At 63.5% G+C, this 22,780-nt stretch carries 17 protein-coding genes and 5 pseudogenes; 16 read left to right on the plus strand and 6 right to left on the minus strand.

Annotation, left to right across the window (positions count from 1 at the left end):
• Position 1: 1 nt before the first annotated feature.
• Complete coding sequence (locus ACVDG8_RS17605) at positions 2-832, minus strand: PhzF family phenazine biosynthesis protein (protein WP_447255804.1); 831 nt, start codon at positions 830-832, stop codon at positions 2-4.
• A gap of 256 nt (positions 833-1,088) precedes the next feature.
• Between ACVDG8_RS17605 and dps the strand changes: the two genes are divergently transcribed.
• Positions 1,089-1,577 (plus strand): DNA starvation/stationary phase protection protein Dps, encoded by a 489-nt coding sequence (dps, locus tag ACVDG8_RS17610; protein WP_447255805.1) that lies wholly within the window; start codon positions 1,089-1,091, stop codon positions 1,575-1,577.
• Position 1,578: 1 nt separating this feature from the next.
• Here the strand turns inward: dps and xdhC are convergent.
• The 5 genes and pseudogenes from xdhC to uraH form a co-directional block, all read right to left on the minus strand.
• Positions 1,579-2,475 (minus strand): annotated as a pseudogene (xdhC, locus tag ACVDG8_RS17615) (xanthine dehydrogenase accessory protein XdhC); the annotation flags it as partial.
• Positions 2,460-2,609, minus strand: a pseudogene (locus ACVDG8_RS17620) (XdhC family protein); the annotation flags it as partial. The pseudogenes ACVDG8_RS17620 and xdhC, both read right to left, overlap by 16 nt.
• A gap of 105 nt (positions 2,610-2,714) precedes the next feature.
• Positions 2,715-5,079: pseudogene (gene xdhB, locus ACVDG8_RS17625) on the minus strand (xanthine dehydrogenase molybdopterin binding subunit).
• A pseudogene (xdhA, locus tag ACVDG8_RS17630) lies at positions 5,079-6,557 on the minus strand (xanthine dehydrogenase small subunit). The pseudogenes xdhB and xdhA overlap by 1 nt, the downstream one beginning before the upstream one ends.
• A gap of 3 nt (positions 6,558-6,560) precedes the next feature.
• Positions 6,561-6,935, minus strand: coding sequence for a hydroxyisourate hydrolase (gene uraH, locus ACVDG8_RS17635; protein ID WP_447255807.1), 375 nt, complete (start codon positions 6,933-6,935; stop codon positions 6,561-6,563).
• A gap of 195 nt (positions 6,936-7,130) precedes the next feature.
• On the opposite strand from uraH, the gene puuE reads away from it, so the two are divergent.
• The 15 genes and pseudogenes from puuE (at position 7,131) to ACVDG8_RS17710 (ending at position 22,745) form a co-directional block, all read left to right on the plus strand.
• Positions 7,131-8,555: an allantoinase PuuE gene (puuE, locus tag ACVDG8_RS17640; RefSeq protein ID WP_447255808.1), complete on the plus strand. Its 1,425-nt coding sequence runs from the start codon at positions 7,131-7,133 to the stop codon at positions 8,553-8,555.
• A 22-nt stretch (positions 8,556-8,577) separates the two neighbouring features.
• Positions 8,578-9,438 carry a bifunctional allantoicase/(S)-ureidoglycine aminohydrolase gene (locus ACVDG8_RS17645; RefSeq protein WP_447255809.1) on the plus strand — a complete coding sequence of 287 codons (861 nt, stop codon included), beginning with the start codon at positions 8,578-8,580 and terminating at the stop codon, positions 9,436-9,438.
• Positions 9,435-9,926 carry an ureidoglycolate lyase gene (locus ACVDG8_RS17650; protein ID WP_447255810.1) on the plus strand — a complete coding sequence of 164 codons (492 nt, stop codon included), beginning with the start codon at positions 9,435-9,437 and terminating at the stop codon, positions 9,924-9,926. Before ACVDG8_RS17645 ends, ACVDG8_RS17650 begins: the two co-directional genes overlap by 4 nt.
• A gap of 18 nt (positions 9,927-9,944) precedes the next feature.
• Positions 9,945-10,538: a nucleoside deaminase gene (locus ACVDG8_RS17655; RefSeq protein WP_447255811.1), complete on the plus strand. Its 594-nt coding sequence runs from the start codon at positions 9,945-9,947 to the stop codon at positions 10,536-10,538.
• An 88-nt stretch (positions 10,539-10,626) separates the two neighbouring features.
• On the plus strand, positions 10,627-10,905 hold the full coding sequence (locus tag ACVDG8_RS17660; protein ID WP_447255812.1) for a type II toxin-antitoxin system MqsR family toxin: 279 nt from the start codon (positions 10,627-10,629) through the stop codon (positions 10,903-10,905).
• A gap of 1 nt (position 10,906) precedes the next feature.
• Positions 10,907-11,320 (plus strand): type II toxin-antitoxin system MqsA family antitoxin, encoded by a 414-nt coding sequence (locus tag ACVDG8_RS17665; RefSeq protein WP_455707805.1) that lies wholly within the window; start codon positions 10,907-10,909, stop codon positions 11,318-11,320.
• Positions 11,321-11,399: 79 nt separating this feature from the next.
• Positions 11,400-13,385 (plus strand): CocE/NonD family hydrolase, encoded by a 1,986-nt coding sequence (locus ACVDG8_RS17670; RefSeq protein WP_447257374.1) that lies wholly within the window; start codon positions 11,400-11,402, stop codon positions 13,383-13,385.
• A gap of 153 nt (positions 13,386-13,538) precedes the next feature.
• Positions 13,539-15,128 carry an ABC transporter substrate-binding protein gene (locus tag ACVDG8_RS17675; protein ID WP_447255814.1) on the plus strand — a complete coding sequence of 530 codons (1,590 nt, stop codon included), beginning with the start codon at positions 13,539-13,541 and terminating at the stop codon, positions 15,126-15,128.
• Between the two features lie 96 nt (positions 15,129-15,224).
• Complete coding sequence (locus ACVDG8_RS17680; protein WP_447255815.1) at positions 15,225-16,184, plus strand: ABC transporter permease; 960 nt, start codon at positions 15,225-15,227, stop codon at positions 16,182-16,184.
• Positions 16,185-16,259: 75 nt separating this feature from the next.
• Positions 16,260-17,081, plus strand: coding sequence for an ABC transporter permease (locus ACVDG8_RS17685; protein WP_371008395.1), 822 nt, complete (start codon positions 16,260-16,262; stop codon positions 17,079-17,081).
• Positions 17,081-18,763, plus strand: a complete 1,683-nt coding sequence (locus tag ACVDG8_RS17690) for an ABC transporter ATP-binding protein (protein ID WP_447255816.1) — start codon at positions 17,081-17,083, stop codon at positions 18,761-18,763. Before ACVDG8_RS17685 ends, ACVDG8_RS17690 begins: the two co-directional genes overlap by 1 nt.
• Positions 18,764-18,881: 118 nt before the next feature.
• On the plus strand, positions 18,882-20,471 hold the full coding sequence (locus ACVDG8_RS17695; protein ID WP_447255817.1) for an ABC transporter substrate-binding protein: 1,590 nt from the start codon (positions 18,882-18,884) through the stop codon (positions 20,469-20,471).
• 83 nt (positions 20,472-20,554) lie between these two features.
• The gene (locus tag ACVDG8_RS17700; RefSeq protein WP_447257375.1) at positions 20,555-21,394 is read left to right on the plus strand and encodes an alkaline phosphatase family protein; all 840 of its coding nucleotides are present in this window, start codon (positions 20,555-20,557) and stop codon (positions 21,392-21,394) included.
• A 121-nt stretch (positions 21,395-21,515) separates the two neighbouring features.
• Positions 21,516-22,082, plus strand: a complete 567-nt coding sequence (locus ACVDG8_RS17705) for a sigma-70 family RNA polymerase sigma factor (RefSeq protein ID WP_447255818.1) — start codon at positions 21,516-21,518, stop codon at positions 22,080-22,082.
• A pseudogene (locus tag ACVDG8_RS17710) lies at positions 22,079-22,745 on the plus strand (anti-sigma factor). Before ACVDG8_RS17705 ends, ACVDG8_RS17710 begins: the two are co-directional and overlap by 4 nt.
• Positions 22,746-22,780 lie beyond the last annotated feature (35 nt).

The raw sequence follows: 22,780 nt of genomic DNA on the forward strand, positions 1-22,780 counted from the left end.
CTCAGTCCATCAATCTGGCGGTTCCGGATACCCTGATCGAGCTGCCGGGCGCCGGCGGGATGTCGGCGTGGAGCCGCGAGCGCGTGCCCATGTCCTCGCCTTGCACGATGTCGATCGAGCCGCCATACGGCCAACCGAGATCGCGCAGATAGCCGGCAAAGGCCGCTGTCGCGGCACCCGTCGCCGGATCTTCGTAGACACCGCCCGAGGCGAACGGATTGCGGGTGTGGAACAGACGCGGCGTTTCGGCATAGGCAAGCAGGATCGTCACCAGCCCCTCGCGGCGCATCAACGCCTGGCCTTGCCTCAGGTCATACTGCATGGCGGCCAGCGCCTCGCGTGACTTCAGCGCCAGCACCAGATGGTCGGCGCCGCCATGGATCAAGGCGGGCGGGATGGCCGGGTCGAGATCGTCCGCCTGGTAGCCGAACAGCGCCAGCACTTCAGCGACCAGCTCCGGTGGCGCCGGCCGGCTGCGCGTCGGCGGCGACTGCAGCGCGGCGGCGACATTGGCGCCGTCGCGAAACCCTTCGACCGTGATGCTGGCCTTGTTGAGGGTAAGCGGGAAAACACCGTCGCCGAACTGCCTGACAAGCGCTGCGCCAAGCGCGATGGTGGCATGGCCGCAGAACGGCACTTCCGATTCCGGCGAAAAATAGCGGACGCGCCAGTTCTCGCCCTCCGGCGCGGCGAAGGCGGTTTCGGAAAAGCCGACCTCGGCGGCGATACGCTGCATTTCGGCGGCATCAGGCAAGGCCTCGCCGATCACCACGCCGGCCGGGTTGCCACCCTTATCGCCATCGGAAAACGCTGCAATTCTCAACACGTCCATCGGGCCCTGCCTCGGTTTTGCCAGCGCGCAGAAAACACGGTCCCGAGCGATTTGGGAAATGACGAAAGCGATGAGCAGCTGTGAGCGTCATTCATAGCCGACAGGCAGCGCGGATGACGCGGCCCGTTCGCATTCAGTGCGGAACGAATCCCGCCCCAACGCCGTTTTGGCAAAGGCGGCCGCGCGAGGGCGAGGCCGCTGTTCGAGTTTCATCCCCTATTTTTCATCGGGCGGGCAACCGCGACAGGAGCCGACCATGGACGCCATCGTCACCAAGAACGACCTGAAATCAGACGCCAAGAAGGAATCGATCGATCTGCTCAACGCCAGGCTCGCCGACGCCATCGATCTGGCGCTGATCACCAAGCAGGCGCACTGGAACGTCAAGGGACCGCAGTTCATCGCCATCCACGGGATGCTCGACGAATTCCGCGAGGAGATCGACGGCCATGTCGACATCGTCGCCGAGCGCGCCGTGCAGCTTGGCGGCACCGCGCGTGGCACATCGCAGGAAGTGTCGAAGTCTGCCAAGCTGAAGCCCTATCCGACCGACATCCACAAGACCAAGGACCATCTGGCGGCGCTGATCGACCGCTATGCCGCGGCCGCCAAGCTGACGCGCGAAGCGATCGACGAGGCGGCCGATGCCGGCGACGCCGACACCGCCGACATCTTCACCGCCTATTCGCGCTCGCTCGACAAGCTGTTGTGGTTCCTCGAAGCGCATACGCAGGAAAAGGAATAGTTTAGCCGGCGGTGGCCGTTCGATCAGACGGCCATCGCCCTTTGGAGGTAACTGCCCCGGACGCCTCGGCGGAATGCGAGACCAGCGCCGTCATGATCTCCGCGGCGGCCAGTGCCGCGATCACCGGCGGACGCTTGTCCTTCACGGCATTGCCGCCGATCGGCGAGACGAGACGGTCGAACTCCGCCTCGCTGCCCTCGGCGGATTTCAGGAACCAGCTCTTGAACGTCGCCTTCTTGGTCCTGGAGCCGATCATGCCGACATAGGCGGTATCGTCACGCTTCAACGCTTCGGCAACGATCAGGAAATCAAGAGCGTGGTCATGCGTAAGGATGGCGAAAGCGCTGCCGGCGGGTGCTTTGCGCACCTCGGCTTCGGGCATCGGCGTCAGCCTCGTCTCAACCGTGTCCGGCATGCCTTCCAGCGCCTCGGCGCGGGTCTCGATGACGACAGCATGAACCGGCAGCAGCGCCAGCGACGCGGCCAGCGCCTGGCCGACATGGCCGCCGCCGAATACATAGACATGAGGCCGATGCGCCTCTTCCGATTCGGCTTCGGCGATCAGCCTCTGTTCGATTGTCCTGTCGATGATCCGGATCAGAACCTCGACGCGGCCGCCGCAGCACTGGCCGATTTCCGGTCCAAGCGGAATATCGAGCGTGGCGCAAACTTCATCGACCTCGATGCGGGCTTCCCTCCCCCTTGAGGGGAGGGTGGCGGCGAAGCCGCCGGGTGGGGTCGGTTCGACCGGACTCGACGCCTTGGCGGTGCCTTCTGAGAGGACCCCCTCTGACCGCTTCGCGGCCATCTCCCCCTCAAGGGGGAGATGAGCTGTCGCGCCTTGTCGATCGCCATGTATTCGAGCTGGCCACCGCCGATGGTGCCGAAAATCGACGATAGGGAGACAAGCATGAAAGCGCCGGCCTCGCGTGGTGTCGACCCTTTCGTCGCCGCGACTTCGACAAGCGCGATCCGGCCAGGATGGCCGAGAAATTCCTTCAGACCTTGCACTTTCGAGTTCATCGTCTGCATTTGCGCCTGCTTGACGCATGATCCTTTCCGAAATCGATGCCGATTTCGGGGTCATGCGCTTGGAAATATAGCGTTTCGCGCCCCGAATTGCACGTTTTGGCCCCTTCAGGCCGATTTCGCGGCTTCCCGTTTCAACCGTTCGATCGCCATCAGCACTCGCTCCGGTGTCGCCGGCGCGTCGAGACGCGGGCAGATCTTGTGGTCGGCAACGCTTGCCACCGCGTCGGACAGCGCGTGCAGCACCGCCATGCCGTGCGGCAGCGGCGGCTCGCCGACTGCCTTGGAACGATGGATGGTCGGCTCGTAGGCCTGCGACCAGTCGGTCAACGCCACGTTGAAAATCTTCGGCCGGTCGGACGCCAGCGGGATCTTGTAGGTCGACGGCGCGTGGGTGCGCAGCCGGCCCTTGTCGTCCCACCAGAGTTCCTCCGTGGTCAGCCAACCCATGCCCTGGATGAAGCCGCCTTCGACCTGGCCGATATCGATCGCCTTGTTCAGCGAACGGCCGCAATCGTGCAGGATGTCGGCGCGCTCGACGACATATTCGCCGGTCAGCGTGTCGACCGACACTTCGGCGCAGGCCGCGCCATAGGCGTAATAGTAGAAGGCGTGGCCCTGCCCCTTGCTGCGGTCCCAATGGATCTTCGGCGTCTTGTAGAAGCCAGCGGCGGAAAGTTGCACGCGTGCAACAAAGGCCTGTCTGACCAGATCGTTGAAGGAAACCTCCTGGTTGCCGATGCGGACGCGGTTGGGCAGGAACACCACCTGATCGACCGGCACCTGATATTTCCCGGCCGCGAAATCGGTGAGGCGCTTGCGGATCTGCCGCGCCGCATCCTGCGCCGCCATGCCATTGAGATCGGCGCCCGAAGACGCCGCTGTCGGCGCCGTGTTGGGCACCTTGGCGGTGGTGGTAGCGGTGATCTTGACCCTGGCGAGATCGATCTGGAATTCTTCGGCTACGACCTGCGCCACCTTGAGGTGCAAGCCCTGGCCCATTTCGGTGCCGCCGTGGTTCATGTGCACGGAGCCATCGGCATAGACATGAACCAGCGCGCCAGCCTGATTGGACTCGGTCTTGGTGAAGGAGATGCCGAATTTGACCGGCGTCAGCGCCAGGCCGCGCTTGATGAACCGGCTATTGGCGTTGAAGGCCCTTATTTCGCGCCGCCGCCGGGCATAGTTGGCGCTTTCCTCGAGGTCGGCGACGATGCGCTGGATGATGCAGTCCTCGACCTTCTGATGATAGGGCGTGACGTTGCGCTCGCCGATCGCCTCCATCGGATCGTAGAAATTCAGCTTGCGGATTTCGAGCAGAATCCTTGCCGACGGCGAAGGCCACCTCGTCGATGACGCGCTCGGCGCCGACCATGCCTTGCGGGCCGCCGAAGCCGCGGAAGGCAGTGTTGGAGACGGTATTGGTGTAGAGCGGCGCCGACTTGGCGTGGACATTCGGATAGAAATACGCGTTGTCGCAATGGAACAGCGCGCGGTCGCCGACCGGGCCCGACAGGTCGGCCGAGAAGCCGGCATTGAGTGCGAACATGAAGTCGACGCCGAGGATATTGCCCTCGTCGTCGAAGCCGACCTCATAGTCGATGGCAAAGTCGTGCCGCTTGCCCGTGGCGGTCATGTCCTCATCACGGTCGAGCCTGACCTTGACCGCACGTTTCAGCTTCTTGGCCGCGATGGCGGCGATCGCCGCGCACTGGTTGGCCTGGGTTTCCTTGCCGCCGAAGCCGCCGCCCATGCGCCGGACCTCGACCGTCACAGCGTGGCTGGGCACGCCGAGCACATGGGAGACGAGGTGCTGGGTCTCGCTCGGCCCCTGGGTCGAGCAATAGACGATGACCTCGTCGTCTTCGCCCGGCATCGCCAACGACACCTGGCCCTCAAGATAGAAGTGGTCCTGTCCGCCGAGCCTCATGCGCCCTTTGACCCGACGGGGCGCCGCTGCGATCGCGGCATCGGGGTCGCCACGGCGCAAGGTCAACGGCGTGGTGACCAGCCTGTCCTTGATCGGATCGAGCGGCCAGATGCCAAGGATGGCCGGAAGTTCGTCATACTCGATCTTGGCCAGCCGGGCAGCGCGGCGCGCGGCTTCGCGCGTCTCGGCGATCACCGCGAAGATCGGCTGGCCATGGAACTGCACCTTGCCTTCGGCCAGCACCGGATCGTCATGCATGCCGCTCGGCGACACATCGTTGTCGCCGGGCACGTCGGCATAGGTCAGCACGTCGACGACGCCGAGCGCTGACCGCACCGCCGACAGGTCGACGCTTTTCAGGACGCCATGCGCGATCTTCGACAGGCCAAGCCCGACATGCAGCGTGCCGGCGGGCTCGGGCATGTCGTCGATATAGACGGCGGTGCCACTGACATGCTTGTGCGCGGAATCATGCCGCTGGTCGGTGGCGACGCCGCCGACGATCTTTTCTGCGTTGGGGTTCGGGCTGGCGTGCTTGTTCATCAGGCCGCCTCGTCACGCGATACCTGGAACGGCGCCTTCGTTCCAGTGGTTTCGACATAGAAGCGCAGCAAAGGTTCTTCGCCGCCAGCGCCCGGTATTCGGCCGTCGCCCGCATGTCGGTCAGCGGCGAGAAATCATTGACGTATTCGGCCATTGCGGCCTCCACGGTCGCTTCCGTCCACGGCTTGCCGGTGAGCGCCTTCTCGACGGCAGCGGCGCGCTTCGGCGTCGCCGCCATGCCGCCATAGGCGATGCGGATGTCGGCAACCGTGCCATCCTTGGCCAGGCTCAGGTTGAAGGCGCCGAGCGTCGCGGTGATGTCCTCGTCGCGGCGCTTGGTGACCTTGTAGACGGCGAACTTCGTTTCTTTTGCCGGCACCGGCACATGGACCGCCTCGACGAATTCGCCGGGCTGCCGGTCCTGCTTGCCGTAGGCGATGAAGAAGGTTTCGAGCGGGATGGTGCGGCGCGCCTTGCCCTTGCGCAACGTCACTCGCGCGCCGAGCGCGATCAGCGGCGGCGGCGTGTCGCCGATCGGCGAGCCATTGGCGACGTTGCCGCCGATCGTTCCCATGTTGCGCACCTGCTCGCCGCCGATGCGATCGACCAGCGGACCCAAAGCAGGGATGCGCTTGGACAGCGTCTCGAAAGCCTCGGTGTAGGTGACGCCGGCGCCGATCGTGATCACGCTGTCGGCCTCGGACAGGAAGCGCAGGCCTTCGAGGCCGCCGATGAAGATCGCCGGCGAGATGTCGCGCATCTGCTTGGTGACCCACAGGCCGACATCGGTCGAGCCGGCAACGATGGTGGCGGTCGGCTCTCTTTCCAGTATAGCGGCGAAATCGTCGGCGCTGGCTGGCACGATCAGGCGCTTCTTGGCCGAACCGATCTCGACCCGTGCGCCGTCATGCATGGCTTCCAGCCGCGCGGTGATCTCCTTGCGCTCGACCGCCAGCGGATCCTTGGCCGCCATACCGTAGCTCGAAATGGCGTGTGCGGCGCGCATGATCGCCGCATAGCCGGTGCAGCGGCAGAGTGCCCTGCAGCGCCTTCTCGATGGCGGCGTTCGACGGATTGGGCGTCTTCATCCACAGGCCATAGAGCGACATGACGAAGCCCGGCGTGCAGAAGCCGCATTGCGAGCCGTGGAAATCGACCATCGCCTGCTGCACCGGATGCAGTTTTTCGCCATCGCCGCGCAGATGCTCGACGGTGACGACATGGGTGCCGTCGAGCGAGCCCATGAAGCGGATGCAGGCATTGACGCTTTCATAGACAAGGCCGTCGGCGGAAAGCTTGCCGACCAGCACCGTGCAGGCACCGCAATCGCCCTCGGCGCAACCTTCCTTAGTACCGCGCAGCGTCCGGTTGAGCCGCAGCCAGTCGAGCAACGTGGCATCAGGCGCGATTTCGGTCAGCGCGACATCGCTGCCGTTCAGGATAAAGCGGATTTCGTTGCGTATCTTGATCTTAGCCATGGCTCAGCTCCCCCGATAGGTCGAGTAGCCGTAAGGCGAAATCAAGAGCGGCACGTGATAGTGGCGTTGCTCCGCCATGCCGAAGCGGATCGGCACGATGTCGAGGAACGCCGGCTGCGGCAGGCTGATGCCTTGCCCGCGCAGATAATCGCCGGCGGCGAAGACCAGCTCATATTCGCCGGTATGGAAATCGGCGCCGGCCAGCAGCGGCGCGTCGCAGCGGCCGTCATCATTGGTGGTCACGGTCTTGATGTGCGTGCGGTTCTGGCGCTCGATACGGAACAGCTCGATCGACAGGCCCTTCGCCGGCCGGCCGGTCGCGGTGTCGAGCACATGGGTGGTCAGGCGCCCGCCATCGGCTTTCGACGTTTCTGCCACTGGCCGCCTCCCATTTCCCGTAAAATCGATTGGCCGGTACCGTTCGACATTTTCTGCTCAATTGTGCGCCAATTAAAGGCGATGCATAAGCCCAGGTCGAGCGGAGTGCGGCAAAAAGCACTTTCAAAAATTTTGAGGGGAATGCGTGCGCACTCCTTTCGATATCTTGGTTTCAACCCTTGGGCAGGAGTGGCAATGCGTTACGACAGGGATATGCGCGGTTACGGGGCCAATCCGCCTGACCCGAAATGGCCGGGCAGCGCGCATGTCGCGGTGCAATTCGTCGTCAACTACGAGGAAGGCGGCGAGAACTGCGTGTTGCACGGCGACAAAGCTTCCGAAGCCTTCCTGTCCGAGATCGTCGGTGCCGCGCCCTGGGTCGGCCAGCGCCACTGGAACATGGAATCGATCTACGAATATGGCGCCCGGGCCGGCTTCTGGCGGCTTTACCGGCTGTTCACCGAAGCCCAGGTGCCGGTAACGTGCTACGGCGTGGCAACCGCGCTGGCGCGCTCGCCCGACCAGGTGGCCGCCATGCAGGAGGCCGGCTGGGAGATGGCCTCGCACGGATTGCGGTGGATCGACTACCGCGACCATACGCCCGAGGACGAGAGGCGCGACCTGGATGCGGCGATCAAGCTGCACTACGAGGTGACGGGCGCGCGGCCGACCGGTTGGTATACCGGCCGCACCTCGATCAACACGGTGCGCCTCGTCGCCGAGGAAGGCGGCTTCGACTACGTCTCCGACACTTATGACGACGAACTGCCCTATTGGTTCGACCGCGACGGGCTGGAAAAGCCGCAGCTCATCATCCCCTACACGCTCGACGCCAACGACATGCGTTTTGCGACGCCGCAAGGCTTCAATTCGGGCGACCAGTTCTTCGCCTATCTGAAAGACAGCTTCGACACGCTCTACGCGGAAGGCCGAGACGGCCGGCCGCGCATGATGAATATCGGCCTGCATTGCCGGTTGGTCGGCCGCCCCGGCCGTGTGGCGGCGCTAAAGCGCTTCATCGACTATGTGAAGTCGCATGACAAGGTGTGGCTGACACGGCGCATCGACATCGCCAAGCACTGGCGCGAGACGCATCCCTACCAGGCGCCGGCGCTGCGCCCGTCTCGGATGGAGTTCGAAGCGTTCGTGCATGCTTTCGGCGGCGTGTTCGAGCATTCGCCCTGGATCGCCGAGCGCGCCTATGAACTGGAGCTTGGCCCCGCGCATGACACTGCCGTCGGCCTGCACAATGCGCTCTGCCGCGTCTTCCGTTCGGCGACGGACGCCGAGCGGCTTTCGGTGCTCAACGCCCACCCAGACCTTGCCGGCAAGCTGGCCAAGGCCAAGCGGCTGACGCCGGACTCGGCCAAGGAACAGGCCTCCGCCGGCCTCGATGCGCTGACCGACAAGGAGCGCGAACTGTTTTCCAAGCTCAATGCCGCTTATGTCACCACCTTCGGCTTTCCCTTCATCATCGCGGTCAAGGGCAAGAGCAAGGACGAGATCCTGGCGGAGTTCGAGGCGCGCATCGGCAACAGCCGCGGCACCGAATTCGACACCGCCTGCAAACAGGTCGAGCGCATCGCGCTGCTTCGGCTGAAAGACATGCTCCCATTGTAATGTTTTCGAGGGTCAGGACCCCATGGATATGATCAAGACGCCCGAGCGAACCTATTACGCGCCGCAAGGCGGCCATCCCGGACAGAACGAGCTATTGACCGGCCGCGCCGTCTTCACCGAGGCCTATGCCATCATTCCGAAAGGGGTGATGCAGGACATCGTCACCAGCCCGCTGCCGTTCTGGGACGACACCAGGGCCTGGATCATCGCAAGGCCGTTGTCGGGCTTCGCCGAGACGTTTTCGCAATATATCGTCGAGGTCCTGCCTGGCGGTGGCAGCGACCGGCCGGAACTCGACGCCAGCGCCGAGGGCGTGCTGTTTGTCGTCGAGGGCGAGCTGACGGTTTCGTTGGCCGGCAAAAAGCATGTGCTTGCGGCTGGCGGCTTTGCCTTCCTGCCGCCGGCAAGCGGCTGGACTGTACACAACGAGAGCAGGGCCGCCGTCCGCTTCCACTGGGTGCGCAAGGCCTATGAGGCCGTCGACGGCCTCGACGCGCCGGAAGCCTTCTTCTCGAGCGACCACGAGGTGGCGCCGTCGCCGATGCCGGGCACCGAAGGCCGCTGGGCGACGACGCGCTTCGTCGACCCGGCCGATATGCGCCACGACATGCACGTCACCATCGTGACGCTGGAGCCGGGCGCGGTGATCCCGTTCGCGGAGACCCACGTCATGGAGCACGGGCTCTATGTGCTGGAAGGCAAGGCTGTATACCGGCTCAACCGGGACTGGGTCGAGGTCGAGGCCGGCGACTTCATGTGGCTGCGCGCCTTCTGCCCGCAAGCCTGCTATGCCGGCGGCCCCGGCAAATTCCGCTATCTGCTCTATAAGGACGTCAACCGCCACGCCAGGCTTGGCGGCTATCTCGGGGGCCACGCGCGGTGACCCGCATCATCGCCCAGCCGCTGACCCGTGAGAGCTTCGCGCCATTCGGCGACGTCATCGATATGGGCGGCGACAATCGTTACCCGATCAATGGCGGCAGGGCGATGCGCCACCACGATCTCGCCACCGCCGAGGCTACCGGGCCTAACGCGCGCGTGCTGATCTCGATGGTGCGCGGCACGCCCTATGAGCTGCCGCTGAGGCTGACCATGGTCGAGCGCCATCCTTTCGGCAGCCAGGCCTTCGTCCCGCTGTCGCAGCGTCCCTTCCTCGTCGTCGTCTGCCACGACGCCAAGGACGGCCCCGGCGAGCCGCACGCTTTCATCACGTCGCCAGGGCAAGGCATCAACTACCGCAGGAACCTCTGGCACGGCGTGCTGACACCGATCGGCGAGGCGCAGGATTTCCTCATCGTCGACCGCGCCGGCGACGGTTCCAATCTCGAGGAATTTCATTTCTCGCATCCCTACGAAATCCACCTTCCCTGACCCTTTGCGATTTTCATCATGACCGATATCTCACTGATCGACCGCCTGCTCGACGTCATCGAGCACGACATCGTGCCGAAGACGGCGCAAGGCGTAGCCCATGGCAACAAGCTGTTCGGCGCCGCGATCCTGCGCAAGAACGACCGCTCGCTGGTGCTGGCCGAGACCAACAACGAGATGGAAAACCCGCTCTGGCACGGCGAAGTGCACTGCCTGAAGCGTTTTTATGAAATGCCCAAGGCCGAGCGTGTCGACACCAAGGACGCGCTTTTCATCGCCACGCACGAACCCTGTTCGCTCTGCCTGTCGGCGATCACCTGGACCGGCTTCGACAATTTCTACTACCTGTTCAGCCACGAGGATTCGCGCGACAGTTTCGCCATCCCGCATGATTTGAAGATCCTGAAAGAGGTCTTCACCCTCGACCCCGGCGGCTACAATGCCGAAAACGCCTATTGGAAGAGCTTTTCGATCCGGCGGCTGGTGCGGGCTTTGCCCGAGGCCGAGCGCAAGCGGCTGGAGGCACGGATCGGTGAGATTTCCGCGCGCTACGACGAGCTTTCCGGCGTCTACCAGGACAGCAAGGCCGAGAACGACATTCCGTTGAACTGACTTTCGGACCGTTGATCTGATCCGCCTTGAATTGCCCCCTTTATGGTGGCATATTGAGGCATGGAGAAACGCAGACCTACTTACGATCTTGCGCGCGATCAAGACGACGTTCGGGTCTGTAGACACGCTGGCGATCACAACATCCGCGCAGCGCGACGCTCTCGGTCTCGGCTTCGATCGCGCCAGCATTGTTGAAGTGATCGGCGGTATGACACGCAAGATGTTCGTGAAATCGATGACGACTTTCGCGGACCATCGGGTCTGGCAGGACGTCTACTACGTGCCAGCACGCGATGTCGTTCTCTATGTGAAATTCCAGGCGGATGTTGTGACTGATTTTACGATCATGGCATTCAAGGAGAAATGATATGGCGGCAAAAGAAACCAGTGAACCCATGATCTCCCCCGAGACAGGAGAGACCCTGAGGCGCGGGGTTCGTCCGTTTACGGTGACCTACAAGGGCGAGAGCATGACCGTCGACCTGCCGGGTTACTATCCGGCTTCGGAGGGCGAAGGTGTGCATGTGGGAGACGATATGGTTGCCACCGATGCGGCTCTTCGCAGTCTCAAGGAAAAAGTCGATGGTGTGCCGGCGCCAGAAACCATCCGGCGCATGCGCACGAAGCTCAAACTGTCGCAGCGCGAGGCCGGCTCCCTGTTCAAAGTCGGCGAGAATGCCTTCGACAAATATGAACGGGGCCTGATCGAACCAAGCGGCCCGACCATTCAGCTGATGACGTTGCTCGAAAAGCATCCCGAACTTCTGGATGAATTGCGTTAGCGGCCCAGGTCGCATTTTTTGATGCTCCAGTCGCGAATGGCGATTGAAAGTCGCCACGCCACAGAGCGTTATGCGCGCCATGAAAACCGTCACCGAATTTCCCCGCAAGGTCGTCGAATTTCCCGACATGGGCATCGTCATGCCGGACGGCTGCCGGCTGTCGGCGCGCGTCTGGATGCCGGAGGATGCGGGCGACGATCCGGTGCCGGCGATCCTCGAACACCTGCCCTACCGCAAGCGCGACGGCACCATTTTTCGCGACCAGCTCACCCATCCCTATTTCGCCGGCCACGGCTATGCCTCGATCCGCGTCGACATGCGCGGCAACGGCGATTCCGAAGGGCTGATGGACGACGAATATTCCGAGCAGGAATTGCAGGACGCTTGCGACGTCATCGCCTGGGCGGCGTCGCAGCCCTGGTGCAACGGCAATGTCGGCATGATGGGCATTTCCTGGGGCGGCTTCAACTGCCTGCAGGTGGCGGCCAAACAGCCGCCGGCGCTGAAAGCGGTGATCAGCCTGTGCTCGACCGTCGACCGCTATGCCGACGACATCCACTACAAGGGCGGCTGCTTGCTGCTCGAGAATTTCGGCTGGGCCTCGACGATGCTGTCCTATTCGTCGCGGCCGCCGGATCCGCTGATTGCCGGCGGAAACCGCTGGCGCGATCTGTGGCTGAGCCGGCTGGAGAACCAGGCCTTCCTCTTGCCGCTCTGGCTGAGCCACCAGCATCGCGACGCCTATTGGAAGCGCGGCTCGATCTGCGAGGATTTTTCCGCCGTCAAGGCGGCCGTGCTGTCGATCGGCGGCTGGCATGACGGCTACCGCAACACGATTTCCAATCTCGTCACCAGCATCCAGTCGCCGGTCAAAGGCATCGTCGGCCCGTGGATCCATAAATATCCGCACTATGCAGGCCCCAGTCCGGCCATCGGCTTCCTGCAGGAAGCGCTGCGCTGGTGGGATCGCTGGCTGAAGGGTACGAAAACCGGCGTCGAGGCCGACCCGGCCTACCGCGCCTATGTCATGGACAGCGTGCGGCCGGCGCGCTGGCATCCCGAACGGCCAGGGCGCTGGGTGGCCGAGCAGGAATGGCCGTCTCCCAACATCACGGTCAATGCCATCGATCTCTTTTCAGCCGGCGCCAGGCCGGCGATCGTGGCTTCGCCGCAGACCTGTGGGCTGGCCGGCGGCGAGTATTTTCCCTTCACCTTCGGTCCGGAATTGCCGGGCGACCAGCGCTCCGACGACGCGCTGTCGGTATGCTTCGACCAGCCCGTGCTCGACGATGCAATCGACATTGTCGGCGCGCCGGAACTGGAGGTTCGGCTGGCCTCCGACCGGCCTCAAGCCAACATCGCGGTGCGTCTGTGCGACGTGCACCCTGACGGCGCCTCGGAGCTGATCTCCTACGGCGTGCTCAACCTTACCCACCGCAATTCGCATGAGTTCCCGCAACCGCTGGCGCCGGGCGAGATCGTCTCGGCGCGCGTGGTGCTCGATCAGTGCGCCTACCGGGTGCCGGCCGGCCACAAGCTTCGCATCGCCATCTCGACCGCCTACTGGCCGATGATCTGGCCTTCGCCGGAGCCGGTGACGCTCGACTTGTCAAAGGCGACGCTCACGCTGCCGCTGCGGCCGCTCGCGCAAGGCGACGAGGTTTCCTTCGCCGAACCGGAAGGCGCCGCGCCCTGGGCAACCGAAACGATCAGGCCGACCAACTCCGAACGGCATATCGACCGCGACGAGAAGACCGGGCTCGTCACGCTGTCCATAGTGGATGATTTCGGCGAGGTGCGCGATCTTGCCCATGGCCTAGCCAATGGCAGCATCGCGCGTGAAACCTGGACGATCCATCCTGACAATCCTTTGTCAGCGTCGGGAAAAACGCATTGGACACAGACCTTGTCGCGAAACGAATGGTCGGTGCGTACCGAGACAACGGCGGAAATGCGCTCGGACGCGCAAAATTTCATCGTCAGCGCCAGAATCGAAGCCTATGAAGGCGAAACGCTGGTTTTCGAGCGCAATTTCGAAGACCGGGTCCCCCGCGCCGTTCTCTGATTCCAAATCGACTGGTCCAGTTGCGACGTGCGATTTACGCCACGGCATGTCGCAATCGGTCTTGCTTACGGCTTTGGCTTCCGGTCAATATCACTTCGGTAATAACGAACAAAAAACGACCATAAGGTCGCACCATCAGAGTGAGGAACCATAATGTCTAACGAACTCGACTATCTCAGCCGACGTGTCGCCGCTGGGAAGCTTAGCCGTCGCGACTTCCTCGGCCGCGCCGCGGCGCTCGGCGTCACCGCCACATTTGCCAACTCGCTGCTGTCCAGCGCCGTGCGCGCTGCCGGTCCTGTCAAGGGCGGCACGCTGAAGGCCGGCCTGCAGGGTGGTGAATCCACCAACAGCCTCGACCCGGCGACCTTCCTAAGCCAGGTTCCGTTCGCTTTCGGCAAGTGCTGGGGCGAAACGCTGGTCGAGCTCGCGCCGGGCGGCGGCATCGAATATCTGATCGCCGAGGAGATCGGCAGCTCGAAGGACGCCAAGACCTGGACGATGAAGATCCGCAAGGGCGTCCAGTTCCACAACGGCAAGGAAGTGAGCGCCGACGACGTGGCGGCGACGCTGAAGCGCCATAGCGACGAGAAGTCGAAGTCCGGCGCGCTCGGCGTCCTGAAGAGCATCGACACCATCAAGGTCGATGGCGGCAATGTCGTGATCGCGCTCAAGGATCCGAACGCCGACCTGCCCTATCTGATGGCGGACTATCACCTGATCATCCAGCCGAACGGCGGCATGGACAAGCCCGACGCCGGCATCGGCACCGGTCCCTACAAGGTCACCACCAACCAGCCCGGCGTGAAGCACGGCGCCGAGCGTTTCGCCAATTACTGGCAGCCGGACAAATACGGCCATGCCGACCAGGTCGAAATCATCGTCGTCAACGACCCGACCGCCCGCATGGCGGCCCTTCAGGGCGGCCAGGTGAACATGATCAACCGCGTCGAGCCGAAGATCGTCGACCTGGTCAAGCGGCTGCCCGGCGTCACCATTCGCGCCGCTTCGGGCCGCGGCTTCTATCCGTTCAACATGTTCTGCGACACCGCACCCTTCGACAACAACGATCTACGGATGGCGCTGAAGCTCGCCATGGACCGCGAGGAGATGCTGCAGAAGATCCTGCGCGGCTATGGTTCGGTCGGCAACGACATGCCGGTCAACGCCGCCTATCCGCTGTTTGCGAATGATTTCGAGCAGCGCAAGTTCGATCCGGATAAAGCGGGCGCCGCCTACAAGAAGTCCGGCCATAGCGGCTCTATCCTTCTGCGCACCTCCGACGTCGCCTTCCCTGGCGCGGTCGACGCAGCTCAGCTTTACCAGCAGAGCGCGGCCAAGGCCGGCATCAAGATCGAGATCAAGCGCGAGCCCGGCGACGGCTACTGGACGGAAGTCTGGAACAAGCAGCCCTTCTCGCTCTCTTACTGGGGCGGGCGCCCGACGCAGGACCAGATGTATTCGACGGCATATCTGTCGACCGCCGACTGGAACGACACCCGCTGGAAGCATCCGGATTTCGACAAGATGGTGCTGGCGGCGCGCGGCGAGCTCGACGAAGCCAAGCGCAAGAAGATCTACCGCGACATGGGCGAGATCATGCGCGACCAGGGCGGCCTGATCGTGCCGTTCTTCAACCAGTTCGTAGACGCGACCGGCAAGGGCGTCGAAGGCTGGGTCGACAACCCGGCGCAGGAACTGAGCAACGGCCACGCCCTGATCGAGTGCTGGCTGGCTGCCTGATGAAGGATAAGGCGAGGGCTGGCGCAAGCCGGCCCTTTCCTGTTTCATGACCCGCTTGAAAGGCGGGCGTACCTTCTTCACCATTGCAGGTTGCCGATGTCGTCTCCGATCCTGAGATTGATCGCTCAGCGCGTGCTGCTGGGCCTAGTTCTTTTGCTGGCCGTCTCGGTGCTGATCTTCGCCGGCACGCAAATCCTGCCTGGCGACGTCGCGCAGGCGATCCTCGGCCAGTCGGCGACGCCCGAAGCACTGGCGAACCTGCGCGAGCAGCTCGGCCTCAACGATCCGGCCTGGCTGCGCTATGTACACTGGCTCTGGGGCATTCTGCATGGCGACTTCGGCACGGCGCAATCGAGCGGGCTCGATATCGCCGCCTCGATCGGCACCCGGCTGAAGAACACGTTGTTTCTCGCCGCATGCGCCGCAATCGTGGCGGTGCCGCTGGCGATCATCCTCGGCCTGATTGCCGTGCGCTACCGCAACGGCTTTGTCGACAAGCTGATCTCCGGCCTGGCGCTGGCCTCGACCTCGTTCCCGGAATTCTTCATCGGCTATGTGCTGATCTATTTCTTCGCCGTGAAATGGCAGATCTTCCCGAGCATCTCGACGGTGGACGATTCGACACCGTTCCTCGAGAGGCTGCAAGCCGTGGTGCTGCCGGCGACCGCGCTGACGCTTGTGGTGCTTGCCCACATGATGCGCATGACGCGCGCGGCGATCCTCAACGTCATGCAATCGGCCTATATCGAGACGGCGGAGCTGAAGGGGCTGAGGGCCTTCGACATCATCCGCAAGCATGCCTTCCCGAATGCGATCGCGCCGGTGGTCAACGTCGTCATGCTCAACCTCGCCTATCTCATCGTCGGTGTCGTCGTGGTCGAGGTGATCTTCGTCTACCCGGGCATGGGGCAGTATCTCGTCGACCATGTCGCCAAGCGGGACGTGCCGGTGGTGCAGGCGGTCGGCCTGATCTTCGCCGCGGTCTACATCACGCTCAACATTATCGCGGACATTGCCGCCATCCTGGCCAATCCGAGACTTAGGCATCCGAAGTGACGGGGGCATCCGAAGTGACGGGGGCATCCGAAGTGATGGCCGGATACAGAACCACCAGAGGGGGAACTGAGGCGAATGGCGCTTAGACAAATCCCGATAACCGCCTGGGTCGGGCTTATCCTGACCGGCTTCTTCGCGTTCTGCGCCATCTTCGCGCCCTGGATCGCCCCACACGGCAATGGCGAGATCGTCGGCGACGTGTGGGAGCCGATGTCGGCCGCCCATTGGCTGGGCACCGACAACCTCGGCCGCGACCTCATCTCGCGCATGATCTATGGCGCCCGCATCACCATGGAGATCGCGGTGCTGGCGACGGCGCTGTCCTTCTCGCTGGGCTCGATCCTCGGCTTCACGGCGGCGGTGTTCGGCGGTTGGTTCGACACGCTGATGTCGCGCTTCGTCGATCTTCTGATGTCGATCCCGACGCTGATCTTCGGCCTGGTCGTGCTCTCGGTGCTGCCGACCAACGCGCTGACCTTGATCCTCGTCATGGGCATCCTCGATTCGACGCGCGTCTACCGGCTGTCGCGGGCGGTCGCGGTCGACATCAACGTCATGGACTTCGTCGAAGCAGCGAAATTGCGCGGCGAAGGCAAGGTGTGGATCATCTTCCGCGAGATCCTGCCCAACGCGTTGTCGCCGCTGGTCGCCGAACTCGGCGTGCGCTTCATCTTCGCTGTGCTGTTCCTGTCGGCGCTGTCCTTCCTTGGCCTCGGCGTGCAGCCACCGGATTCGGATTGGGGCGGCATGGTCAAGGAAAACAAGGACGGCATCGTCTTCGGCATCCCGGCAGCACTTATTCCAGCCGCCGCGATCGCCGTGCTGGCCATCTCGGTCAATCTGGTTGCCGACTGGGTGCTAAACCGCACGACGAGCCTAAAGGGAGGACGCGGCTGATGGCTGATCAGGCAAAATCCGGACGGGTAAAGTCGGGGCATGCAGAGCCGGGCCGTCTCCTCGATATCCGCAATCTGCGCATCGAGGCGACCGTCTATCCGCCGGGCGAGGCGCCGAAGACGATCACGCTGGTCCACGACGTCTCGCTGACGCTGGAAAAGGGCAAGGTGCTCGGCCTCATCGGTGAATCCGGCGCCGGCAAATCGACCATCGGCCTGTCGTCGATGGCCTATGGCCGTGGCGGCGTGCGCATCACTGGCGGCGAGGTGATCCTCAACGGCCGCGATATCCTGAAAGCCGGCGCTAAGGGCGTGCGGGCGCTGCGCGGTCGCGAGGTCTGCTACGTCGCGCAGTCGGCTGCGGCCGCCTTCAACCCGGCGCACAAGCTGATCGACCAGGTGGTCGAGGCCACCCTGCTGCATGGCACCGCCAGCCGTGCCGAGGCCGAGAAGCGGGCCGTGGCGCTGTTCAAGAAACTCAGCCTGCCCAATCCGGAAACGATCGGCGAGCGCTATCCGCACCAGGTCTCCGGCGGCCAGCTGCAGCGCGTGATGACGGCGATGGCGCTCTGCTCGGAGCCTGACCTGATCGTCTTCGACGAACCGACCACGGCGCTCGACGTGACGACGCAGATCGACGTGCTGGCGGCGATCAAGGACGCCATCAAGGACACGCATGTCGCGGCTTTGTACATCACCCACGACCTTGCCGTCGTCGCGCAGGTGTCGGACGAGATCATGGTGCTGCGTCACGGCCGGCTGGTCGAATGGGGCGGCACGCGCCAGATCATCAAGGAGCCGCGCCAAGAATACACCAACGCGCTGGTCTCGGTGCACGAGATCGAGCATCAGGAAAAGCAGCCAGGCGCGACGCCGTTCCTGTCGGTGAAGAACGTCACCGCCGCTTATGGCGGCGGCAACGTCAAGGTGTTGAAGAACGTCTCGGTCGACATCTATCCGGGGCAGACGCTGGCCGTCGTCGGCGAGAGCGGCTCCGGCAAATCGACGCTGGCGCGCGCCATCACCGGGCTTTTGCCGCCGGAAGAAGGCACCGTCACCTTCGACGGCAGGCCGCTCGCCAACAGGCTGGCCGACCGGCCGAAGGAGGATCTGCGCCAGTTGCAGATGATTTACCAGATGGCGGATGTGGCGATGAACCCGCGCCAGACGGTGGGCACCATCATCGGCCGGCCGCTGGAGTTTTATTTCGGCATAAGAGGACGCGAGCGCGACAAGCGTGTCGCCGAATTGCTGGAAGAGATCGAGATGGGCAAGGGTTTTGTCGATCGCTATCCCGCCGAGCTATCCGGCGGCCAGAAGCAGCGCGTCTGCATCGCTCGATCGCTTGCCGCCAAGCCGAAACTGATCATCTGCGACGAGGTGACGTCGGCCCTCGATCCACTGGTCGCCCATGGCATCCTGAAACTGCTGCTCAACCTGCAGCAGATCGAAAATGTCGCCTATCTGTTCATCACCCATGACCTGGCGACGGTGAAGTCGATCGCCGATTCCATCGCCGTCATGTATCGCGGCGAGGTGGTGCGCTATGGCTCGAAGAGCCAGGTGCTGGCTCCGCCCTTCGACGACTACACCGACCTGCTCCTGTCCTCCGTGCCCGAGATGGAGATCGGCTGGCTGGAGAAGGCGATCAAGGGCCGGCGCATGGCGAGCGCCGGAAATTAGCTCATTAAAGTCGGCCCCACGGGCAGCCGCTGTCATGCGGCTGCAATGCGGAGCGGGAAAGAATGGCGCGGGCGGGTAGGGCTCGCGCCAAATCAATCTCGAAAAAGGGGGCAGGACAATGCAGACGGAACTCGACCATCTCGCCATACTCGCCGGCAAAGGCAGGATATCACGCCGCGATTTCCTCGGCCGCGCGGCCGCACTTGGCGTGTCGGCGGCGCTGGCGACGACGCTTGCCGGCAAGGCTTTTGCCGCAACCCCCGTCAAAGGCGGTATCATCAAGGCCGGCCTGCAGGGCGGTGAATCGACCAACAGTCTCGACCCGGCGCTGAACCTCAGCCAGGTGACCTACAGCTTCTGCAAGCAGTGGGGCGAATTCCTTGTCCGCCTGACGCCGGATGGCGGTGTCGAAAACCTGATCGCGCAGGAGATCGGCGCCGCCGCCGACGCCAAGACCTGGACGATCAAGGTGCGCGACGGCATCGAGTTCCACAATGGCAAGTCGGTAACCGCCGAAGACGTCGCCGCCACGCTCGAGCGCCACGCCGACGAGAAATCGAAGTCCGGCGCGCTCGGTGTCTTGAAGAACATCAAGGGCATCAAGGCCAGCGGCAAGGAAGTGGTTGTCACCCTCGGCGACGCCGATGCCGACTTCCCCTATCTGATGGCCGATTACCACCTCGTCATCCAGCCGAATGGCGGCAAGGACAATCCGAATGCCGGCATCAGCGCCGGACCTTACAAGGTCACCGTCAACCAGCCCGGTGTGAAGCATGGCGGCGAACGCTTCGCCAATTACTGGCGCGGCGACAAGGCCGGCCATGCCGACCAGATCGAAATCATAGTTATCAACGATCCGACGGCCCGGCTTGCTGCGCTGCAGGGCGGCCAGGTGCACCTCATCAACCGCGTCGAGCCGAAAGTGGTCGACCTGGTCAAGCGCATGCCGGGCGTCAGCATCGAGAACGTCGCCGGACGCGGCTACTATCCGTTCAACATGTTCTGCGACACCGCGCCGTTCGACAACAACGACCTCAGGATGGCGCTGAAGCTCGCCATGGATCGCGACGAAATGGTCGAGAAAATCCTGCGCGGCTACGGCTCGGTCGGCAACGACTTCCCGATCAACGAAGCCTATCCGCTGTTCTCCTCCGACATCGAGCAGCGCAAATTCGATCCTGAAAAGGCCGCCGCGGCTTACAAGAAGTCCGGCCATAGCGGCTCGATCCTGCTGCGCACGTCCGACGTCGCCTTCCCCGGCGCGGTCGATGCCGCCCAGCTTTACCAGCAGAGCTGCGCCAAGGCCGGCATCAAAATCGAGATCAAGCGGGAGCCGGGTGACGGCTACTGGTCGGAAGTCTGGAACAAGCAGCCCTTCTCGCTCTCCTACTGGGGCGGCCGGCCGACGCAGGACCAGATGTACTCCACCGGCTATCTGTCAACCGCAGACTGGAACGACACCCGTTTCAAGCGGCCCGAATTCGACAAGATGCTCTATACAGCGCGCGGCGAGCTCGACCAGGCCAAGCGCAAGGCGATCTACCGCGACATGGCGATGCTGATGCGCGACGAAGGCGGCCTGATCGTGCCGTTCTTCAACCAGTTCGTCGATGCCTCCAACACCAAGAAGGTCAGCGGCTGGGTAAAGAACCCGAATGGCGAGATGATGGACGGCTACGCGCTCAGCGAGTGCTGGCTCAACGCCTGATATCGAGCTAATTCAAGGAAGCGCCGCGTGTCCGCGCGACACGCGGCGCTTCTGTTTTCGAAGGACAATCACAGGAACCTGCCGTGGCGCTCAACTCCAAACTGCTGCTCTTCATCCTCGACGGCGTGCCTTACAGGAACTGGCGCCGGCTGATGGGCAATCTCGAAGGCTGGGCGCAGTCCGGCGAGGCGCAGGTGTGGAAGATGCGCTCCGTGCTGCCGTCGACCTCGGCCTGCTGCTATGCCTCGATCCACACTGGAGTCACGCCGCAGGTGCACGGCATCCTTTCCAACGAGAACCGCTTTCGCGTCACCCAGCCGGATATCTTCTCGGAGGTCAGCAAAGCCGGTGGCAGGACCGGCGCGGTCACCCATTCCTACTGGTCGGAATTCTTCCGCAGCTTTCCGTTCGACCTTGTCGAGGACATGGAGTTCGACGATCCGGAAGGGCCGATCACGCATGGCCGTTTCCACACCATGACCGGTTACAATCTCAAGAACCAGATGACGCCGAGCGACGTCGACCTGTTCGCGACGCTGACCATGCTGACGAAGCGCCACGGCATCGACTATGGCATCCTGCACACCTGCACGCTGGATTCGATGGGCCATCGCTTCGGCCATGATTGCCACGAGATGGACTATGCCTGCTACGCCATGGACGCCATGCTGGCGGCCTTCCTGCCGCAATGGCGCCAGGCCGGCTACGAAGTGATCGTCACCGCCGATCACGGCCAGACCGACCGCGGCCATCATGGCGGCCATGACGAGGAGATGCAGGATTTCGCTCTCTACTATTTCGGCCCGGCAAAAGGACCGCAGGCCGATACGCTGCTCGACCAGTTGCAGCTGGCGCCCACGGTGCTGAGCCGGCTTGGCGTAGCGATACCCGAGACGATGAAGGCGAAGCCGTTTTTGGGCTGAAGCCCGGGTACTGGCAACCTCCGCTTTCTTCGGTTAGCCTCCGAAAATTCCTTGGCGGAGGATGAACCTTTTTGAACCGATCAGCGACAGAGCTACGAGGAGCCAGGCGGCTCGACCGGCCATGAACGCGGCGACCGAAACCGATCGCGTGCTCGTCGACCGGGTCGCGAAGGGCGACCGGGCCGCCGTTCGGCTCCTGTTCATGCGTCACCACGCGCGGGTCTACCGCTTCGTGGCGCGCCAGACTGGATCGGAAATGATGGCCGACGATATCGCAAACGAGGTCTTTCTCGAGCTGTGGAAGCAAGCCCCCGGCTTCGAGGGCCGCTCTGAAGTCTCGACATGGCTGCTCGGCATCGCCCGCTTCAAGGCGCTGTCCTCATTGCGCAAGAAGAAGGAAGACTGGATCGACGACAATGATGCCGCCGAGATCGCGGATGGCGCCGACACGCCGGAAGTCGTCACCATGAAGGAAGACAAGGCCGCCGCCTTGCGCCGCATGATCAACGCCTTGCCGGAAGAACACCGCGTGGTGATCGACCTTGCCTATTACCATGGCCAGTCGGTGACCGAGATCGGCGAGGTGCTCGACATCCCGGTCGCCACCGTCAAAACCCGGATGTTCTACGCCCGCAAGAAACTCGGCGAGGCCCTGAAAGCCGCCGGTTACGACAGGGGGTGGCCATGAGCGCCGCTGAAAAGATGTCGCGCCGCGACGAGATGGAAACGCTGCTGCCGTTCTACCTGAACGGCTCGCTGGAAGGCGCCGAGTTGGAAGCCGTCGAGGAATGGCTGGCTTCCGATCCGGCAGCGCTTGCCGCGCTTGGCGAGGCAGAAGCGGAATTCTCCGGCACGGCGGCGGCCAATGAAGCAATCCGCCCGCCCGCCGATGCGCTCTCGCGCTTCACCAAGGCGCTCGACGCCGAAGCCGGCCCGGCGCGCGCCGGCCGGCCAGTCCTGGCTTGCCAAGGCGCTCGGCCGGCTGACGGCGATGCCCGCCGGCGTCGCCTGGGCCGCGGCGGCAGTGCTGCTGGCGCTCGTCCTGGTGCAATCCTTCGAGCGTCCAGGCGGCAAGGGCAACGACTTCGAGGTCGCCGGCTCGCAGGACGATCTGGCGAAGCTGCCTTTCGCCCTGGTCAAGTTCAAGCCGGATGCGAAGATGTCGGACATCGCAGCCTTCCTTGGCCAGAACGGGTTGAAGATCGCCAGCGGGCCGACCGCCGACGGCGTCTTCCATGTGACCATTCCGGCCAACGACGCGGCCGATTACGACAAATTGGTTGGCCTTGTTGCCGCCCAACCTTTCGCGGATACTGTGATCCAGGGAAGGAAACCGGTTGATGGCGGCTAAGGCGGTCATTCTTCATGCGGCACTCCTCGCGGCGG

It is taken from the genome of Mesorhizobium sp. ORM8.1, assembly GCF_053005525.2.

Coding starts and splice junctions, on each gene's coding strand:
- ACVDG8_RS17605 (WP_447255804.1), bottom strand. CDS start 832: ATGGACGTGTTGAGAATTGCAGCGTTTTCCGATGGCGATAAGGGTGGC.
- dps (WP_447255805.1), top strand. CDS start 1,089: ATGGACGCCATCGTCACCAAGAACGACCTGAAATCAGACGCCAAGAAG.
- puuE (WP_447255808.1), top strand. CDS start 7,131: ATGCGTTACGACAGGGATATGCGCGGTTACGGGGCCAATCCGCCTGAC.
- ACVDG8_RS17645 (WP_447255809.1), top strand. CDS start 8,578: ATGGATATGATCAAGACGCCCGAGCGAACCTATTACGCGCCGCAAGGC.
- ACVDG8_RS17655 (WP_447255811.1), top strand. CDS start 9,945: ATGACCGATATCTCACTGATCGACCGCCTGCTCGACGTCATCGAGCAC.
- ACVDG8_RS17665 (WP_455707805.1), top strand. CDS start 10,907: ATGGCGGCAAAAGAAACCAGTGAACCCATGATCTCCCCCGAGACAGGA.
- ACVDG8_RS17670 (WP_447257374.1), top strand. CDS start 11,400: ATGAAAACCGTCACCGAATTTCCCCGCAAGGTCGTCGAATTTCCCGAC.
- ACVDG8_RS17675 (WP_447255814.1), top strand. CDS start 13,539: ATGTCTAACGAACTCGACTATCTCAGCCGACGTGTCGCCGCTGGGAAG.
- ACVDG8_RS17680 (WP_447255815.1), top strand. CDS start 15,225: ATGTCGTCTCCGATCCTGAGATTGATCGCTCAGCGCGTGCTGCTGGGC.
- ACVDG8_RS17685 (WP_371008395.1), top strand. CDS start 16,260: ATGGCGCTTAGACAAATCCCGATAACCGCCTGGGTCGGGCTTATCCTG.
- ACVDG8_RS17690 (WP_447255816.1), top strand. CDS start 17,081: ATGGCTGATCAGGCAAAATCCGGACGGGTAAAGTCGGGGCATGCAGAG.
- ACVDG8_RS17695 (WP_447255817.1), top strand. CDS start 18,882: ATGCAGACGGAACTCGACCATCTCGCCATACTCGCCGGCAAAGGCAGG.
- ACVDG8_RS17705 (WP_447255818.1), top strand. CDS start 21,516: ATGAACGCGGCGACCGAAACCGATCGCGTGCTCGTCGACCGGGTCGCG.